Origin of the sequence: Streptomyces sp. WMMB 322 (assembly GCF_900090145.1) — a bacterium.
Classification (GTDB): Bacteria; Actinomycetota; Actinomycetes; order Streptomycetales; family Streptomycetaceae; genus Streptomyces.
On sequence record NZ_FMHI01000003.1, the window covers coordinates 133,524 to 148,656 of the forward strand.

Sequence of the window (15,133 nt, forward strand, 5' to 3'; positions counted from 1 at the left end):
CGATAACCTCCGCGCATGACATCGAAAGCGATCACGGTCGAGGGGCTGCGCAAGCGCTACGGGGAGACCAAGGCCGTCGACGGCGTCTCCTTCGAGGTGGAGCGGGGGGAGTTCTACGGCATCCTCGGGCCGAACGGGGCGGGCAAGACCACGATTCTGGAGATCGTCGAAGGGCTGAGGGAGCCCGACGAGGGCAGCGCCCGGCTGCTGGGAGAGTCCTCCTGGCCGCGCAAGGCGGAACTGCTGAACCGGATAGGCGTGCAGTTGCAGGCGTCGGCGTTCTTCGAACGGCTCAGCGCACGCGAGCAGATACACACATTCGCCTCCCTCTACGGCGTCCCGGGAGCCCGCGCCGACGAGATGCTGGAGACCGTCGGGCTCACCGACAAGCGCGGCACCCGCGAGAACAAGCTCTCGGGCGGCCAGGCGCAGCGGCTGTCCATAGCCTGCGCGCTCGTGCACGACCCCGAGCTGGTCTTCCTCGACGAACCGACCACCGGCCTGGACCCTCAGGCGCGGCGGAACCTGTGGGATCTGCTCCGCACGATCAACTCCGAAGGCCGGACCGTCGTGCTGACGACGCACTACATGGACGAGGCAGAACAGCTGTGCGACCGCGTGGCCGTGATGGACCACGGCCGGATCCTGCGGGTGGGCGCACCCGCGCAACTGGTCGAGGAGCTGGGGGTGCGGTCGCTGGAGGACGTCTTCCTCCAGCTCACGGGGAGGGAGTACCGGGAATGAAGAGCTTCCTGAGCCTGTCGAAGGCCATGGCGCTCGGACTGCTGCGGGACCGGGCCGCCGTCTTCTTCATGCTGGTCTTCCCGCTGATGTTCCTGGCGCTGTTCGGCGCACTGTTCGACAACGACTCCACGCCCGGGGCGAAAATCGTCCAGGTCGGCGACGTGAAGGTCCTCGACGACATCCCCGACCGGCAACGCGCGGAACTGCGCGGCGTGTTGAGCATCGAGAAGACGGACGGCTCGGCTGCCGCACGCACAGAGGCGCTGCGGAAGGTGCGCGAGGGCGACACGGACGCGGCCGTCTTCCAGGACGGCAAGGGCGAGATCGCGCTGCGCTACTCGGCAGCCGACTCGGTGCGTGCGGGCAACGTACGCGGCATCGTCGACTCCGTCGTCCAGCAGGCCAACCAGGCGGCGACGGGGCAGCCCCCCGCCTACCGCCTGACGACGCAGCGCGTCGAGGACGAGTCGGTCAAGCCCATCCAGTTCCTCACTCCGGGGCTGCTCAGTTGGGCCGTGGCGATGGGCGGCGTGTTCGGTTCGGCGTTCAACCTCGTCAGCTGGCGCAAGAAGCGCATCCTGCGGCGGCTGTGGCTGGCGCCCATCGGGGCGGGTTCGGTGGTCGGCGCACGGGTGGGCGTGAATCTGGCACTGGCGTTCGCACAGACCGGCATCTTCATCGGAATGGCGACGCTCCCCTTCTACGGGCTCCAGCTGGCCGGGAACTGGTGGCTGTGCCTGCCTCTGGTCGCGTGCGGCACGCTGGCGTTCATGTCGATCGGCCTGCTCATAGGTTCGTGGGCGAAGACGGAGGAGGCCGCGAACGGTCTCGCGCAGATCATCGTGCTGCCCATGGCCTTCCTGTCCGGGTCGTTCTTCCCGCTGGAGATGGCGCCCGCGTGGGTGCGCAGCGTCTCCGACTTCCTGCCGCTGACACACCTCGCCGAGGCGATGCAGGCGGTGCTCAGCAGAGGTGAGTCCTGGGGTGCGGCGCTGCCCGTGATGGGCGGACTGCTGCTGTTCGCGGCTGTGGTCACGCTGATCGCCTCCCGGCTCTTCCGCTGGGACGACGCGTAGGGGCAGGCGGCACGCGGCGCTCCGGCACGCAGGCGGCGGGCCGGGCGCGCGGCGCCCGTTCCCCGGCGGGGGCGGGCGCCGTCGGCCGTGGGGGCCGCACGGGAGCGTGGCGGCACCGGCCGGGCACGACCGCGCGCTTCCCGCGCCGGAAGCGCGTCCGGCCCGCCCCCGGGCGTCCGGGCGCCCGGACCGAGGGAGGAGGGAACGACGCCACACGACGTCGCGGAGCAATCTGCGACCATGGAGGACGTGATGGAGATTCCGCGCGGCAGCTTGCAGACGCAGACCTTCTACGAGCAGGTCGGAGGCGAGGAGACCTTCCGGCGGCTGGTGCACCGCTTCTACCAGGGTGTCGCCGAGGACCCGCTGCTGCGGCCCATGTACCCGGAGGAGGACCTCGGCCCTGCGGAGGAGAGGCTGACCCTCTTCCTCATCCAGTACTGGGGCGGCCCTCGCACCTACAGCGACCAGCGGGGACACCCGCGGCTGCGCATGCGGCACGTACCGTTCAAGGTCGACCGCGCCGCCCACGACGCGTGGCTGAAGCACATGCGGGACGCCGTCGACAGCCTCGACCTCGCACCCGAGCACGAGCGTCAGCTGTGGAACTACCTCGTGTACGCGGCGGGGTCCATGGTCAACTCCCCGGACTGAGCGCCTCGTTCACCCGAAGCTGCGCGCGAGCGAAGCGGACGGGCCACAGGGGCGCACCGGCCGCAGGGGTGACACCGGCCGGACGGCGGCCAGGTGTCCGGAGTCGGACGGGGTCAGACGGGGGTGACGCTCAGCCCCGGCGCCTTGTCGCTGCCGCTGCGCACCGCCACCGAACCGGCAGGCGTGCGCAGCCGCAGCCATGAACCGGCCCGGAGAAGCTTCAGCTGTCCCCCGCCCGTGAGGAAACCCAGCGCGTGCGCCGCGTGCGCGGCACGCAGCGGCATTTCAGTCCTGCCCAGCGGCCGCGACCAGATCTCCTCGGCGAGCGCGTCGAGCCTCTCGCGGGTGCGCTCCTGCCGTTCCAGCTTCTCGGCACGCTCGCGGAATTCGCCGACAGCCGCCGCGGCGACCGCCCGCACCGCGTCTGCGGGGACCTCGCCGAAGACTTCCCAGCCTCCGCGCGGCGGCAGGACGCCCGCCCACGGCGGGCCGGTCACCGCCGCGGGCACCGTGAAGGCCTCGGCCGACTCCTCCACGCCTTCCAGGAGTTCCCCCGCCGAGACGGTGGTGTCCGCCTCCGCCGACTCCAGCAGCCGCGCCGTACGCACCACCAGCACCTCGAACCGGGCGGGCTTGGCGAAGAAGCCGACGACGCCGTTCCAGGCCTGGATGCGCACGGCTGCTGCCTTCTCCCAGCGCAGCAGCCGCTTGAGAAAGGCGCCGAGACCCGCGGCCTCGCCCGGGTCAGCGAATACGAGGCGCGGCCGCGCTGTCATCGAAGTAGCCCTCCAGGAACGCCCGTTCACCGGCGGTGAGCCGGCGCGGGTGCTCCTTCTCCAGGTCGTAGGGGACGATGACGGTCTCGGCCCGCACGTAGACCGTCCCCGCGTCCTTGATCTCGTAGGCGATGGTGGCCGAGGCCGCGTTCAGCTTCGTCACCCAGGTCTCGACCGTGACCGGCTCGTACCGGTGGAAGAGCGGCTTCAGATAGTCGATCTCGTGCCGGGCCACCACGCATCCGGCCTTGAACGGCGCCGGCTCGTCCTCGGCGGCCACCGCCTCCCCCGCCAGCCGGAACATGAAGTCGATCCGCGCCTCCTCCAGGTAGCGGAGGTGGACGACGTTGTTGACGTGCCCGTAGGCATCCATGTCCGACCAGCGCAGGGGGCACTGGTATGTGTGACGCACGTGAACCGATCAGCCTGCCTCAGCCGCGGGTGAGCTTCTTGTACGTGGCGCGGTGCGGGCGCGCGGCGTCCGGCCCCAGCCGCTCGATCTTGTTCTTCTCGTAGGACTCGAAGTTGCCCTCGAACCAGAACCACTTGGAGTCGCCCTCGTAGGCGAGGATGTGCGTGGCCACGCGGTCGAGGAACCAGCGGTCGTGGGAGACGACGACGGCGCAGCCGGGGAAGTCCAGCAGCGCGTTCTCCAGCGAGGAGAGCGTCTCGACGTCGAGGTCGTTGGTCGGCTCGTCGAGCAGGAGCAGGTTGCCGCCCTGCTTGAGCGTGAGTGCCAGGTTCAGCCGGTTGCGCTCACCGCCGGACAGCACGCCCGCGGGCTTCTGCTGGTCGGGGCCCTTGAAGCCGAAGGCCGAGACGTATGCGCGTGAAGGCATCTCGACCTGGCCGACGTTGATGTAGTCCAGCTCGTCGGAGACGACGGCCCACAGCGTCTTCTTGGCGTCGATGTTCGCCCTGCTCTGGTCGACGTAGGAGATCTTGACGGAGTCGCCGACCTTGATGACGCCGGAGTCCGGCTCCTCGAAGCCCTGGATCATCTTGAACAGCGTCGTCTTGCCCGCGCCGTTCGGACCGATCACTCCGACGATGCCGTTGCGCGGCAGCGTGAAGGAGAGGTCGTCGATGAGGACCTTGTCGCCGAAGGCCTTGTGCAGGTGCTCGACCTCGACGACGACGTTGCCCAGGCGCGGGCCCGGCGGGATCTGGATCTCCTCGAAGTCCAGCTTCCGGGTCTTCTCCGCCTCGGCGGCCATCTCCTCGTAACGGGTCAGCCTGGCCCGCGACTTGGCCTGCCGGCCCTTGGCGTTGGAGCGGACCCACTCCAGCTCGTCCTTGAGCCGCTTCGCGCGCTTGGCGTCCTTCTGGCCCTCGACCTTCAGGCGGGACTGCTTCTTCTCCAGGTACGTGGAGTAGTTGCCCTCGTAGCCGATGGCGCGGCCGCGGTCGAGCTCCATGATCCAGCCGGCGACGTTGTCCAGGAAGTACCGGTCGTGGGTGATGGCGACGACGGTGCCCGGGTACTGCGCGAGGTGCTGCTCCAGCCACTGGACGGACTCGGCGTCCAGGTGGTTGGTGGGCTCGTCGAGGAGCAGCAGGTCGGGCTGTTCCAGCAGGAGCTTGCACAGCGCGACGCGGCGCTTCTCACCGCCGGAGAGGTTGGTGACGGGCCAGTCGCCGGGCGGGCAGCCCAGGGCGTCCATGGCCTGTTCGAGCTGGGACTCCAGGTCCCACGCGCCTGCGTGGTCGAGCTGCTCCTGAAGCTTGCCCATCTCCTCCATGAGCTCGTCCGTGTACTCGGTCGCCATCTGCTCGGCGATCTCGTTGAAGCGGTCGAGCTTGCCCTTGGTCTCGGCGACCCCCGCCTCGACGTTCTCCAGGACGGTCTTCGACTCGTCGAGCGGCGGCTCCTGGAGGAGGATGCCCACGGAGTAGCCCGGAGCGAGCTGTGCCTCGCCGTTGGAGGGCTGTTCGAGCCCCGCCATGATCTTGAGCACCGTCGACTTGCCGGCGCCGTTCGGTCCCACGACACCGATCTTCGCGCCGGGCAGGAAGCTCAAGGTGACGTCGTCAAGGATCACCTTGTCTCCGTGCGCCTTGCGCGCCTTGCGAAGGGTGTAGATGTACTCAGCCAAGAGGAACCGTCCGGCAGTCAGTAGTTTTCGGTGCGCGGCTTCGCCGCATGGGCATACGGCACCCATCTTGCCGCACAAGGGCCCGCACCCCGAAACGGGGCGCAATGATGCACAGCCCTGCGGTTGCCGCCATACGCGAGTGCCGAGGCCGTCATGGGCGGTACCGGCTCACATCCGGTGAACGCCGCCGTCGTCCGGATTCTTCCTGCGGACCGCCAGCACGGCCATCGCGCCGAGCACCACGAGGCCGACCGCCGTGCCGGCCATCAGCACGGTGCCGCTCGCACCGGTCTCGGCGAGATCGCCTCCCGCGGCCCCGCCGGCCGCGGTCCCGCCGCCCACCGTGGCAGTCCGCAGCTGTGAGGCCCCCTCGGCGTCCGTTCCGGCCGCCGCGACGGGCACCGAGCTCTTGGTGGCGCAGTCCAGCACACCCGTGAAGTACCTCGTCGTGCCGTGCAGTCCCTTGAACGGAATCCGGTACGGCTGGTCCTCCCCCACCGGCACCCTGAACGTCCGGCTGCTCGCCTCCGCGACCGCGTGCTCGCGGCCGGCGAGCCGGAAGCGGAACGAGCGCTCACCGGCGTTGGTGACGGTGAAGTTCACGCCCTCCCGGGCACAGCTCTTCTCCGCCCGCACGGCGGGTATCGCTCCGCCCTTGGACCACTTGACCGTTGCGCTCGCGGAGACCGCCGACCGGCTGGACCCGGCGAGGATCTGTGCCTGGCTCGCGACATGACCGCCCACGCCCGTGAACGCACGCCCGACCGGCACCTTCGTAGCGGCCTGCACCGTCAGCGAGCCCTCACCGCTCCGCCGCTCCTCCGGCACTTCGAGGTACAGCTTTGCGCCGTCCCGCACCGAGGTCACCGGCTTGCCGTCGCGGCCCACGACCCGGGCGCCCGGCGAGCCGGAGCCGGGCGTCTGCGCGACCGTGACTCCGGGCGCTCCGGTACGCACCATGAAGGGACCGAGCCGGCTGCCGCTGCGCCGGGCCAGGCTCTCGGGGACGAGGGAGAGCGACGCCTCGGGCTCCGCCATCCGCCGGGCCGACCGCTCCAGGTGATCGGCCAGCTTCGCGGCGGCGGGATCGACCGCGTCGATGCGGACGCCGCCGCTCTTGCCGGAGCCATCCACCCGGCCGTCCGTGAAGCGCCATATCGCCACCTGTGTGCCCGCGGCCGCACTCTCCGGCGAAAGCTTCCCCGCGCGGGACTTCTTCGCGAGGGCCCCCAGGTCGTCCACCTGCGGGTAGGAGTGCCTGAGTATCCAGAGGATCTTTCCGGCGTCGGGGTTGTCGTGCAGCGACGTACGGCCCCAGTCCGTCTCGCCGTAACGCGCGTGCTGCTGCGTGGGGTTGTCCACGTCGAGGCCGTAGGTCTGCAGCCTGCCGCCTCCGTCGACGGCCATCTCGAAAAGGCCGGCACCGGTGGTCAGCTTCTCGCCGTCCTCGTGGACGACTGCCTGGCCGTAGGTCTTCAGCCCTTCCAGAGTCGCTGTGGCACCACCCTGCCGTGACGGCTCGTCGCCGGTCGCCGCGGCGGCCGGAGCAGCCGTGGCCGTCACTCCTGCAGCAAGCAGAGCGGCGGTCAGCAGCGCGACGGCTGAACCTCGCACCGCACGTGCGGCCTTGTGCCCGCCCACGACGGTCACGACTCCGCGCACGAACCTCATGAATTTCCCCTCCGGGCGGCACAGACACGACAGTTGAGCGGTCACCGCAGTGACCGGATGGTCGCGTCGTGCTGTCCCGCCACACGCACTGAAACCCCGTCAGCCACGCGGGGGATCGTAGGGAGCGGATGGCCCCCGGTCCCCGCGGATCCGGCCGTTCAAGCGTTCCGACTCGCAATCGTTATCTGAGAATCCGGCGGACCGGGACGATCAAGGCCCGGCCGACTGACCTGGAACATTGGGCTCCGCTACGCCCGCGGCAGGCTCCGGAACGCCGGGCAGGGACTCGTCGCCCGCGGCGCTCCCGCCGTTGCCGGTGAGCCCCCGCCGGGCCGGTGAGACCCGCACGAAGGCCGATGTGCCGCGCGAGAGATCGTGACCGACCGAGGAGGCGGAGAGCTCCGCGGAGACGTAGTGCTGCCCGTCGCGCGCGGACTCCTGGATGCGGAACTGGCCGGTCACGATGACCGGTTCACCGACCATCACCGAGGACGCCACGTTCTCGGCCAGTCCCCTGCGGGCCCAGACCGTGTAGAAGCTCGTACCGGCGTCGGACCAGACGCGCTCCTGCGGGTCGAATCGCCGGACCGTGCTGGCGAGCCTGAACCGGGCCAGCGGCACGCCCGACGCCGTCGTCCTGAACTCGACCCGCGTCGCGACGTTCCCCACGACCGTCACATGCGTCTCGTTCATACGCCCCCTCTTCAGAGCCTTCCGCGCCGGCATGACTGCGTTCCGGCAACTGGTCGCCCCCGGCGCTCGTCCCGCCGGGCTGGATCCAGCTTGCACCGATCATGGAAACCACGGAAAAAACAGCTCTGAGCTGGGGAATACCCCAGAGTTGTGGACAACAGGGTCACCCACACAAGGTGTCAACCGGCTCTGGAGGACGGTGCCGGAACTCGTGCGGCGACCCACCGGGCCCCGGCCCCGCCCCGCTACAGCGTCGCGCCGTCGCCCGCGGCGATGACGTACTGCTCGCGCACCTCCCGGTAGCGCAGCAGCTCCGCGGCGACGGGTTCCAGCACATGCACCTGACCGCACCCCGTCACCAGCCGCCTCAGCCGCCACTCCTCACGCCTGCCGTGCTCGGCCGCGGGACCGCGGGCGGCGAACCTGCATCCCCACGACAGGAGCGAACCGGCGAGCACGCCTCCGAGGAGGAGCGCGACGCCCACCCACTGTGCGACGAGATCCACTCCCAGCATGATGCCCGCCAGACACCCCGCGCCCGCCAACTGGGCCAGCAGCAGGATGAGTTGCGCCACGAGCGCGAGGTTCCACCAGAACGGGCGGCGGGGCGCCGCCGGGCCCGCCGCCTCCGGTGCCCCCGCCTCCGCGTACTCGGCCTTCCTGTTTCCGGACGCCCCGCCGTGGGACCTCCAGCCGTCCGGCTCCGTCCCCTCGCGCAGCATCTCGTCCAGCGCCTCGGGCAGTCCGGCGGCGCCACGCCAGGCGGCGTCCCGCACCGACCTCCGCCAGGTCTCGGGCAGCCCGGACGCTGCCTGGTCGACCACCGTGCGCACCGCGTGGGCGACGACGGGCCGCGCCACCCGGTGCGGGGCACCACCGCCCGCCGGCGCCCCGGGCACGGCCGAGGTGTCCTCGTCGACCCCGTACTGCTCGAGCACCTCGCCGGGCACGTCGAGGTGCTCGTCACCGTGCGGCTCACCGGCTGCGCCGCGGGAGTCGACGCCGGAGGCGCCGCCCGGAGCCTCAACGGAGACGTCGCCGCCCCCGGCCGCGGACTCCGCGGCGGGGCCGGTGCTCCCCGCCGCCGCGAGCTCCGCGGCCTTCTTGCGGGAGCGGCGCGCCTCGCAGCGGTACCGCAGCTGCGCCCACGGGGTTCCGCAGGCACGCTCGGCACGCCGCAGCCACGCCCGTTCAGCGGCCTGTCCTGCGACCACCGCACCTGCCGCGCGGGCGAGTTGGTCGGAGAAGACCTCCCGCACGTCCTCCGTGAGGCCCGCCGGGGAGTTCGCCGCAGTCACAGGTCCCGTCGTCTCGTACGACGGCCTCAGCCGCTGCACCACGACGTCCAGGTCGGCGCTCAGCCGCAGCGAGGCGGCCCTGCGCTCGGCCACGAAAGCGGCGAGTTCCTTGCGGAGTTCGTCGATCCCCTCCCCGGCCAGCGCCGATGCCGCCAGAACGCGCGCGCCCGGCTCGCCGTGCTCACCGAGGGCCATGCCGTCCTCGTCCAGAAGCCGCCGCAGATCGTTGAGGACGGCGCCCGTCGCGTCGCCGGGCAGCCGGTCGGTCTGGTTCAGGACGATGAACGTGACCTCGGCGTATCCGGCCAGGGGGCGCAGGTAGCGCTCGTGCAGCACGGCGTCCGCGTACTTCTCGGGGTCGACCACCCACACGACCGCGTCGACGAGCCGCAGCAGCCGCTCCACTTGTTCCCGGTGACCCTCCGCCGCCGAGTCGTGATCGGGGAGGTCGATGAGGACGAGCCCTTCGAGTTCGCTGCGCGCCCCCTCGTCGATCCGCCCTCTCCAGTCGGACTCCGGGCGCATCAGGCGGCGCGTGGACGGCGGGATGCCGAGACGGTCCAGGAGTCCGTCGGCGGGGCCCGCTCCGGGCACCTCCCAGGAACAGGCGACGGGGGTGGCCGTCGTCGGCCGGCGCATGCCGGCCTGCGACAGACGCGTTCCGGCGAGGGCGTTGAAGACGGACGACTTGCCGCTTCCCGTGGCCCCCGCGATCGCTACGGTGGTGTATCTGCGGGAGAGCCGCTCGCGTGCGTCGGCGGCGTCGAGTACGCGGTCGGCCTCTGCGAGCAGCTGCCTGGGAAGGCGCGTTCTCGACAGGTCGACAAGTCTCCGCAGTGCCGTCATACGGCGGCCCAGTTCGCTCTGCTCGCCCGACGCCCGGCTCTCGTACACCTCGCGGGGGTGCGTGTCCCTCATCGGCCAGCCCGTCACAGCCTGGTCCGGCACTTTCAGGGAAGACTCCCGGGCCCCGGCGGCAGCGCCCGTGTCCTCACCACCGCGTCCTGCGGAGCTCCGTCCGCCCGCCAGGTCCTCCTGCGTTTCCGGCTCGGGTTCCGCCCCCCACAGCGCGGCCCTCGACCGTCCCTGGCGCTCGCCGGGGGCCGCCGCCCCGCGGGCCCGGCGGGCGATCAGCCCGTCGTCCCAGGCCCGCTCCTCGCCCGCGCCCGCGGCCTCGTTGCCCTCGCCCGCTTCGCCGGAGCCGTGCGGCCCGGCGGCCGGGGCGGGTTCCGTGGCCTGTTCGGCGCCGTGTCCCGGACCGCGCTCCGGGGCGTGGGACGCGGGAGCGACCTGTTCCTCATCGCACGTGCCGTCGGCCCGGACATCCGCTGTGGACACTTCGGTCACCTCTCCGTCTGCGACTGCGAGAACTTCCGTGCTTCGGACCCCGACCGCGCCGCCGCCTCCGCCTTGCGCAGCACCGACAGCGCGGCGATGAGCTCGACCTGCGGTTCCGGCCCGGCCTCGAGCGCGTCCAGCGGTGCCAGACGCGTGTCGCGCTCCCCGTACAGCGCCCTCTCGACGTACGTCGCCAGCAGCCGGATGCCGCACTCGCGCAGACGCCGGGCGCTCGGCTCCCCGAACGCGCCCGCGAGGCTGCGGTACGCGCCGGCGGCCTGGCCTCCGCCCACGAGCGCCGTGGCAAGCATCGCCGCGGCCTCCTCCGCGTCGCGCCCGAATCCGTGGTCCACGGCGCGCGCTTCCTCCTCGCACAGTTCCTCCAGGCAGCGGCGCCAGCGCCGTACGAGCAGGTTCATCCGGCCCCGTCCGTCGGCGGCGTCCTGACCGGCCCCCCTGCCCCGTACCGCCTGTCCGGTGGCGATGGCCGTGATCTCGGCGCCGGGTGTGGCCGGGTCCTGGCGCCACGCGTCGGCCACGCGTTCGTCGGCCGCTGCGACGGAGGAGGCGAGGAGCGTGGTCAGCGCCGTCTCGAAGGCGTCCAGCACCTCCTCGGCGCGGCTGTCGACGGGAAATCCGCGCCAGATCGCGGCAGCGTCGCCGGCGAGGAGTTCACCGACCGCGATGTTCCGGCGCACCCGCACTCTGGCTTCCTCGTAGGCCTCGTCGATGTGCCCGGTCAGCCGCATCGCGGCGGCGTGCTGCGCGGCCGAGGCGTTCGCCAGCGACGCGACGCGCGAGCGCAGCGAAGCGAGTGCCCCCGCCGCGGTCCGGCGCCCCGCCACTGCGCGCGCCGCCGGGTCGAGGGCCCGCTGCGTCAGCCAGTTGCGCAGGCCGGCGACGGCGGTGGCCGGGAGCAGGCCCGAGCCCGCCGCGGATTCCGGCAGTTCGGGGACGGTGAAGCGCGGAACGTCCGCCAGGCCCTCGCGGATCAGCAGCGACCCGTACTGGCGTGCCACGTCGGAGGCGATCTGGTGCGGCACCCGGTCCAGGACGGTGACGAGCGTGACGTCGTACTCCCGCGCGGTGCGCAGCAGATGCCACGGCACCGCGTCCGCGTAGCGAGCGGCGGTCGTCACCAGCACCCAGATGTCGGCGGCGCAGAGAAGTTCGGCCGCGAGGTCGCGGTTGGAGGCGACGAGGGAGTCGATGTCGGGAGCGTCGAGCAGCGCGAGGCCGGGCGGGAGGGCGGTGTCGGTCTCGATGCGCAGGGGGCGCTCGGCCTCTTCCTCCGGGCCTTCGCCGGTGCCGAGCAACTCCTCGGCCGAGCAGCCCAGCACGTCGTCGTCGGGACCGGCCGCGGGCCCGTCCTGACGTGGCATCCAAACGCGGCTGAGGCGGGGCAGGACGCGCTGCCCCGCGAACCAGTGCTCGTCCTCGGGATGGCAGACGAGCACGGGCGTACGCGTCGTGGGACGCAGCACGCCCGCCTCGCTGACCCTGCGCCCCACGAGCGAGTTGACGAGTGTCGATTTTCCGGCGCCCGTGGAACCGCCGACCACCGCGAGCAGCGGCGCCTTCGGGGCACGCAGTCTGGGCATGAGGTAGTCGTCGAGCTGGGCGAGGAGTTCGTCCCGGCAGCGGCTCGCGCGGTCTGCCCCGGGGAGCGGCAACGGAAAGCGTGCGGCGGCGACGCCCTCGCGGAGCGCCGACAGTGCGTCGAGCAGTTCAGGCCGTACGTTCAAGATCGCCACATGGGCAGAATGCCCAAATTTGATTCCTTTTTGAAGCGTATCCACGGTTCTGCGCGGCAAAAACAATCGGTTTCGGGCGCGAAGGGAGCCATTCGCACCATGTGACCCACAGGTCGAGCCCGTCCCGACCGGCGCAGCCATAACGACTGAGCAACACCCGTGCGGCTCACAGCGAAAACCGCTGCACGAATCGCACCAGCCTGCGATTATCGGGAGCGCTTCACCGAACCTCCACAAGGTGTCGCGGACGTGAAGCACGCAGCGCCAGCCACGGGGGCCCCTATCCTTGACCGGGCCACGGTCGCCCTGAGGCACGCCCACCCTCCGCGACCGACAGACCGGCCCCCGTAGCTCAGTGGATAGAGCAGGCGCCTTCTAAGCGCTTGGCCGCAGGTTCGAGTCCTGCCGGGGGCGCACGCGAACGCCGTCCTCTACGCACGTAGAGGACGGCTTTTCACTGGTCATGTGCGGTGGCGGGCACCCGTCGACGGGCTCCGGCAGATCAGACCCGCCGCGGCCGGGGACCGGAGCGCGGGCACGGGTCGTCAGCGCGTGACCGCCTCGCCGCCCCGGTTTCCGGCCGGTGTGCTACTCGCGGGCCAGCCAGTCCAGCGCCACCGCGGCGGTCCAGGACTGGTTGGCGCTGCCCAACTGCTCACCGGTGAACGGCTCGTAGTACTCCCCGAAGGCCAGATCGCCCAGCTGGCGCAGCGACTCGGCGCGGAAGGACTCGGCCAGAGAGCCGGCGCCGTGCCGGGACAGCGCCCAGCACATCAGCCAGGTCATCACCGACCACTGCGGGCCGCGCCAGTAGGAGCGGGGTTTGAAGTCGGCGCTGTGAGGGGCGGTGGAGGGCGGGACGGCGTACCGCAGCCGGGGGTGACCGCACCACTGCTCACCTGTGATGAGGTCGAGTTGGCGGCGCGTCACCTCGTCGTCCCCGCCGCTGATCAGGGGGGCGAAGCCGGCGATGGTCCGGGCGTCCACCCACTCGTCCGTCGCGACGTTGTGGTCCCGGGCGAGCCCGGTGCCGGGGGAGACGGAAGACAGCACGCCCGTGCGGAACCTGGCGGCCAGCGACCGCAGTTCGGCCGCGTCGTCGCCGCGGCCGAGTCCGTCGCCGAGTTCGGCGAGGACGTCGCTGGCCACCGCCATGATGGCGGACATGAACACATCGGTCATGCGGAAGTCGGTGACCTCGCGCACCTTCTCGTCGTCGTAGTCGACCTCCCGCATCTGCCGTACCAGCCACAAATAGCGCTGGTACTCGGCGTCCGTCGGGCGTTGGCCGGCGTCGGCGATGTGTGCGAGGTCGTGACGGCGCAGCACCGGCGTCTCTCCCGTGGGCCGGATCGCGGAGTACGCGGCGTCCCAGCGGGGGGAGTTGTCCATGCCGGACTCCCAGCCGTGGTGGATCTCCAGCAGCCCGCGCTGCCCGGGGTCGCGCACCCGGGCGAGCCAGCGGTGCCAGGCAAGCCACTGGTCGAAGGTACGGGCCACGAACGCCTCGGCCTGCTCGCGGGCGGCTCCGCCGAGCCGCCGCCCGGCCTGGAGCACCCGCTGGACGGCGATGGCGTGCACCGGGGGCTGGCAGATGCCCGAGGTCTCGATATCCGTCGGTGCTGCGGCGGCCCTGCGGCTGTCCCAGACGTCCGGTCCGGGGAAGTAGTCGGTGCCGGGGGCGAACACGATGTGCGGGACCATGCCGGTGGACCACTGGGCGGCCAGCAACGTCTCGAGTTCGGCGACGGCCCGTGGGACGGAGACCGTGGCCAGGCCGATGGAGACGAACGCGGCGTCCCAGCTCCACTGATGGGGATAGAGCTTGGGGGCCGCTGTGGTGAGCGTCCCGGTGTCGTTGGCGCGCAGCACGTAGGCGGCGTGAGCGGCCAGGCGGGGTCCGGATTCGGTCGGGGCAGCCACGTCAGGCGTCCTCCAGCAGTAGTGAGCTCTCGGGGTCGTACGCGCGCAGGTGCGCGGGGGGCAGGGTCAGGAACACCCGCGAGCCCGGTTCGGCGCGGAAGGTGGCGGGGGCCTGGACCTTCACCTCGTGTCCGGCCAGCCGGACGGTGAGCAGGACTGCGGAGCCGGTCGGCTCGACGACCTCGACGTCGGCGGGAAGCGCACCGCCCGTCCCCGGGTCGGCGGTGATGCCGATGTTCTCGGCGCGCACGCCCATCAGCACCGGTCGGCCGGCGAAGGACGCGAGGTGGCCCGGGGCGGGCCAGCTCATCTCGCCGAGCGTCAGCCGGGACGTCGCGCCCGCGTCGGGCGGGCCGTCCGCCACCCGGACCGGGAGGAAGTTCATCGGGGGTGCGCCGAGGAACCCGCCCACGAAGCTGTCGGACGGCCGGTCGTAGACGTCGATGGGGCTGCCCAGCTGGGCGATGCGGCCCTCGCGCATCACCGCCACCCGGTCGCCGAGTGAGAGGGCCTCGGCCTGGTCGTGGGTGACGTAGACGGTGGTGGTGCCTATCTGCTGCACGATCCGCTTGAACTCGGACCGGAACTGGAGGCGGAGCAGGGCGTCGAGGTTGGAGAGCGGTTCGTCCATGAGCAGCACGTCGGCGTCGACGACGATGGCGCGGGCCACCGCGACTCGCTGGCGCTGCCCGCCGGAGAGCTGGGAGGGGTAGCGGTCCAGGTAGTCGCCGAGGTTCAGCAGTTCGGCGGCGCGGGCCACCCGCTTCGCGATCTCCGCCTTGGGCACCTTGGCGATCGCGAGGCCGAAGCCGATGTTCTGCCGGACCCGCATGTGCGGAAATATGGCGTAGGACTGGAAGACCATCGAGATGTTGCGCCGGCGGGCGGGCACCTGGGTCACGTCCCTGCCGCCGATGCTGATGGTGCCGGCGTCCGGGCTCTCCAGTCCGGCGATCATGCGCAGCAGGGTGGTCTTTCCACAACCGCTCGGACCGACCAGGACCAGCAGCTCGCCGTCGGCGACGTCGAGGGTGACGTCGTCGGTGGCCGGCCGGCTGGTGCCGGGGTAGGTCTTCCGGATGCCGCGCAGGTGTATGTCGGTCATGTCGT

12 protein-coding genes and 1 tRNA gene are annotated in these 15,133 nt (G+C 71.5%); 4 read left to right on the forward strand and 9 right to left on the reverse strand.

All coding sequences use genetic code 11. The annotated features are described in order from the left end of the window. Positions 1–15 precede the first annotated feature (15 nt). From H180DRAFT_RS06485 to H180DRAFT_RS06495, 3 genes are all read left to right on the forward strand, one after another. Positions 16–744, forward strand: coding sequence for an ABC transporter ATP-binding protein (locus H180DRAFT_RS06485; protein WP_055485028.1), 729 nt, complete (start codon positions 16–18; stop codon positions 742–744). Beyond that, positions 741–1,820, forward strand: a complete 1,080-nt coding sequence (locus H180DRAFT_RS06490; protein ID WP_055485029.1) for an ABC transporter permease — start codon at positions 741–743, stop codon at positions 1,818–1,820. The genes H180DRAFT_RS06485 and H180DRAFT_RS06490 overlap by 4 nt, the downstream gene beginning before the upstream one ends. A gap of 240 nt (positions 1,821–2,060) precedes the next feature. Then, positions 2,061–2,474 (forward strand): globin, encoded by a 414-nt coding sequence (locus H180DRAFT_RS06495; RefSeq protein WP_175437725.1) that lies wholly within the window; start codon positions 2,061–2,063, stop codon positions 2,472–2,474. Positions 2,475–2,587: 113 nt separating this feature from the next. Here H180DRAFT_RS06495 and H180DRAFT_RS06500 read toward each other — a convergent pair whose 3' ends face one another. The 7 genes from H180DRAFT_RS06500 to H180DRAFT_RS06530 form a co-directional block, all read right to left on the reverse strand. Continuing rightward, complete coding sequence (locus H180DRAFT_RS06500; protein ID WP_055485030.1) at positions 2,588–3,250, reverse strand: DUF8185 domain-containing protein; 663 nt, start codon at positions 3,248–3,250, stop codon at positions 2,588–2,590. After that, on the reverse strand, positions 3,219–3,662 hold the full coding sequence (locus H180DRAFT_RS06505; RefSeq protein ID WP_368073111.1) for an acyl-CoA thioesterase: 444 nt from the start codon (positions 3,660–3,662) through the stop codon (positions 3,219–3,221). The genes H180DRAFT_RS06500 and H180DRAFT_RS06505 overlap by 32 nt, the downstream gene beginning before the upstream one ends. A 19-nt stretch (positions 3,663–3,681) precedes the next feature. After that, positions 3,682–5,346 carry an energy-dependent translational throttle protein EttA gene (gene ettA, locus H180DRAFT_RS06510; RefSeq protein ID WP_055485031.1) on the reverse strand — a complete coding sequence of 555 codons (1,665 nt, stop codon included), beginning with the start codon at positions 5,344–5,346 and terminating at the stop codon, positions 3,682–3,684. A gap of 168 nt (positions 5,347–5,514) precedes the next feature. After that, a complete protein-coding gene (locus tag H180DRAFT_RS06515) occupies positions 5,515–7,017 on the reverse strand; it encodes a thioester domain-containing protein (RefSeq protein ID WP_079099897.1) in 1,503 nt (500 codons plus the stop codon). Positions 7,018–7,227: 210 nt separating this feature from the next. Continuing rightward, the gene (locus H180DRAFT_RS06520) at positions 7,228–7,710 is read right to left on the reverse strand and encodes a single-stranded DNA-binding protein (RefSeq protein ID WP_055485032.1); all 483 of its coding nucleotides are present in this window, start codon (positions 7,708–7,710) and stop codon (positions 7,228–7,230) included. 245 nt (positions 7,711–7,955) lie between these two features. After that, positions 7,956–9,854 (reverse strand): GTPase, encoded by a 1,899-nt coding sequence (locus H180DRAFT_RS06525; RefSeq protein ID WP_254665921.1) that lies wholly within the window; start codon positions 9,852–9,854, stop codon positions 7,956–7,958. A gap of 497 nt (positions 9,855–10,351) precedes the next feature. Continuing rightward, complete coding sequence (locus H180DRAFT_RS06530) at positions 10,352–12,100, reverse strand: dynamin family protein (RefSeq protein WP_074466662.1); 1,749 nt, start codon at positions 12,098–12,100, stop codon at positions 10,352–10,354. 341 nt (positions 12,101–12,441) lie between these two features. Here H180DRAFT_RS06530 and H180DRAFT_RS06535 point away from each other — a divergent pair. Then, positions 12,442–12,514, forward strand: a tRNA-Arg gene (locus H180DRAFT_RS06535). A gap of 174 nt (positions 12,515–12,688) precedes the next feature. Here the strand turns inward: H180DRAFT_RS06535 and H180DRAFT_RS06540 are convergent. Beyond that, positions 12,689–14,023 (reverse strand): glucosylglycerate hydrolase, encoded by a 1,335-nt coding sequence (locus H180DRAFT_RS06540; protein WP_055485033.1) that lies wholly within the window; start codon positions 14,021–14,023, stop codon positions 12,689–12,691. A 1-nt stretch (position 14,024) separates the two neighbouring features. Further along, positions 14,025–15,128: an ABC transporter ATP-binding protein gene (locus H180DRAFT_RS06545; RefSeq protein WP_055485034.1), complete on the reverse strand. Its 1,104-nt coding sequence runs from the start codon at positions 15,126–15,128 to the stop codon at positions 14,025–14,027. Positions 15,129–15,133 lie beyond the last annotated feature (5 nt).

What these genes read in the sequence shown, in the direction of transcription:
- H180DRAFT_RS06520 (WP_055485032.1), bottom strand. Translation starts at nt 7,710, where the DNA reads ATGAACGAGACGCATGTGACGGTCGTGGGGAACGTCGCGACGCGGGTC.
- H180DRAFT_RS06525 (WP_254665921.1), bottom strand. Translation starts at nt 9,854, where the DNA reads ATGACGGCACTGCGGAGACTTGTCGACCTGTCGAGAACGCGCCTTCCC.
- H180DRAFT_RS06485 (WP_055485028.1), top strand. Translation starts at nt 16, where the DNA reads ATGACATCGAAAGCGATCACGGTCGAGGGGCTGCGCAAGCGCTACGGG.
- H180DRAFT_RS06500 (WP_055485030.1), bottom strand. Translation starts at nt 3,250, where the DNA reads ATGACAGCGCGGCCGCGCCTCGTATTCGCTGACCCGGGCGAGGCCGCG.
- H180DRAFT_RS06515 (WP_079099897.1), bottom strand. Translation starts at nt 7,017, where the DNA reads ATGAGGTTCGTGCGCGGAGTCGTGACCGTCGTGGGCGGGCACAAGGCC.
- H180DRAFT_RS06490 (WP_055485029.1), top strand. Translation starts at nt 741, where the DNA reads ATGAAGAGCTTCCTGAGCCTGTCGAAGGCCATGGCGCTCGGACTGCTG.
- H180DRAFT_RS06495 (WP_175437725.1), top strand. Translation starts at nt 2,061, where the DNA reads ATGGAGGACGTGATGGAGATTCCGCGCGGCAGCTTGCAGACGCAGACC.
- H180DRAFT_RS06545 (WP_055485034.1), bottom strand. Translation starts at nt 15,128, where the DNA reads ATGACCGACATACACCTGCGCGGCATCCGGAAGACCTACCCCGGCACC.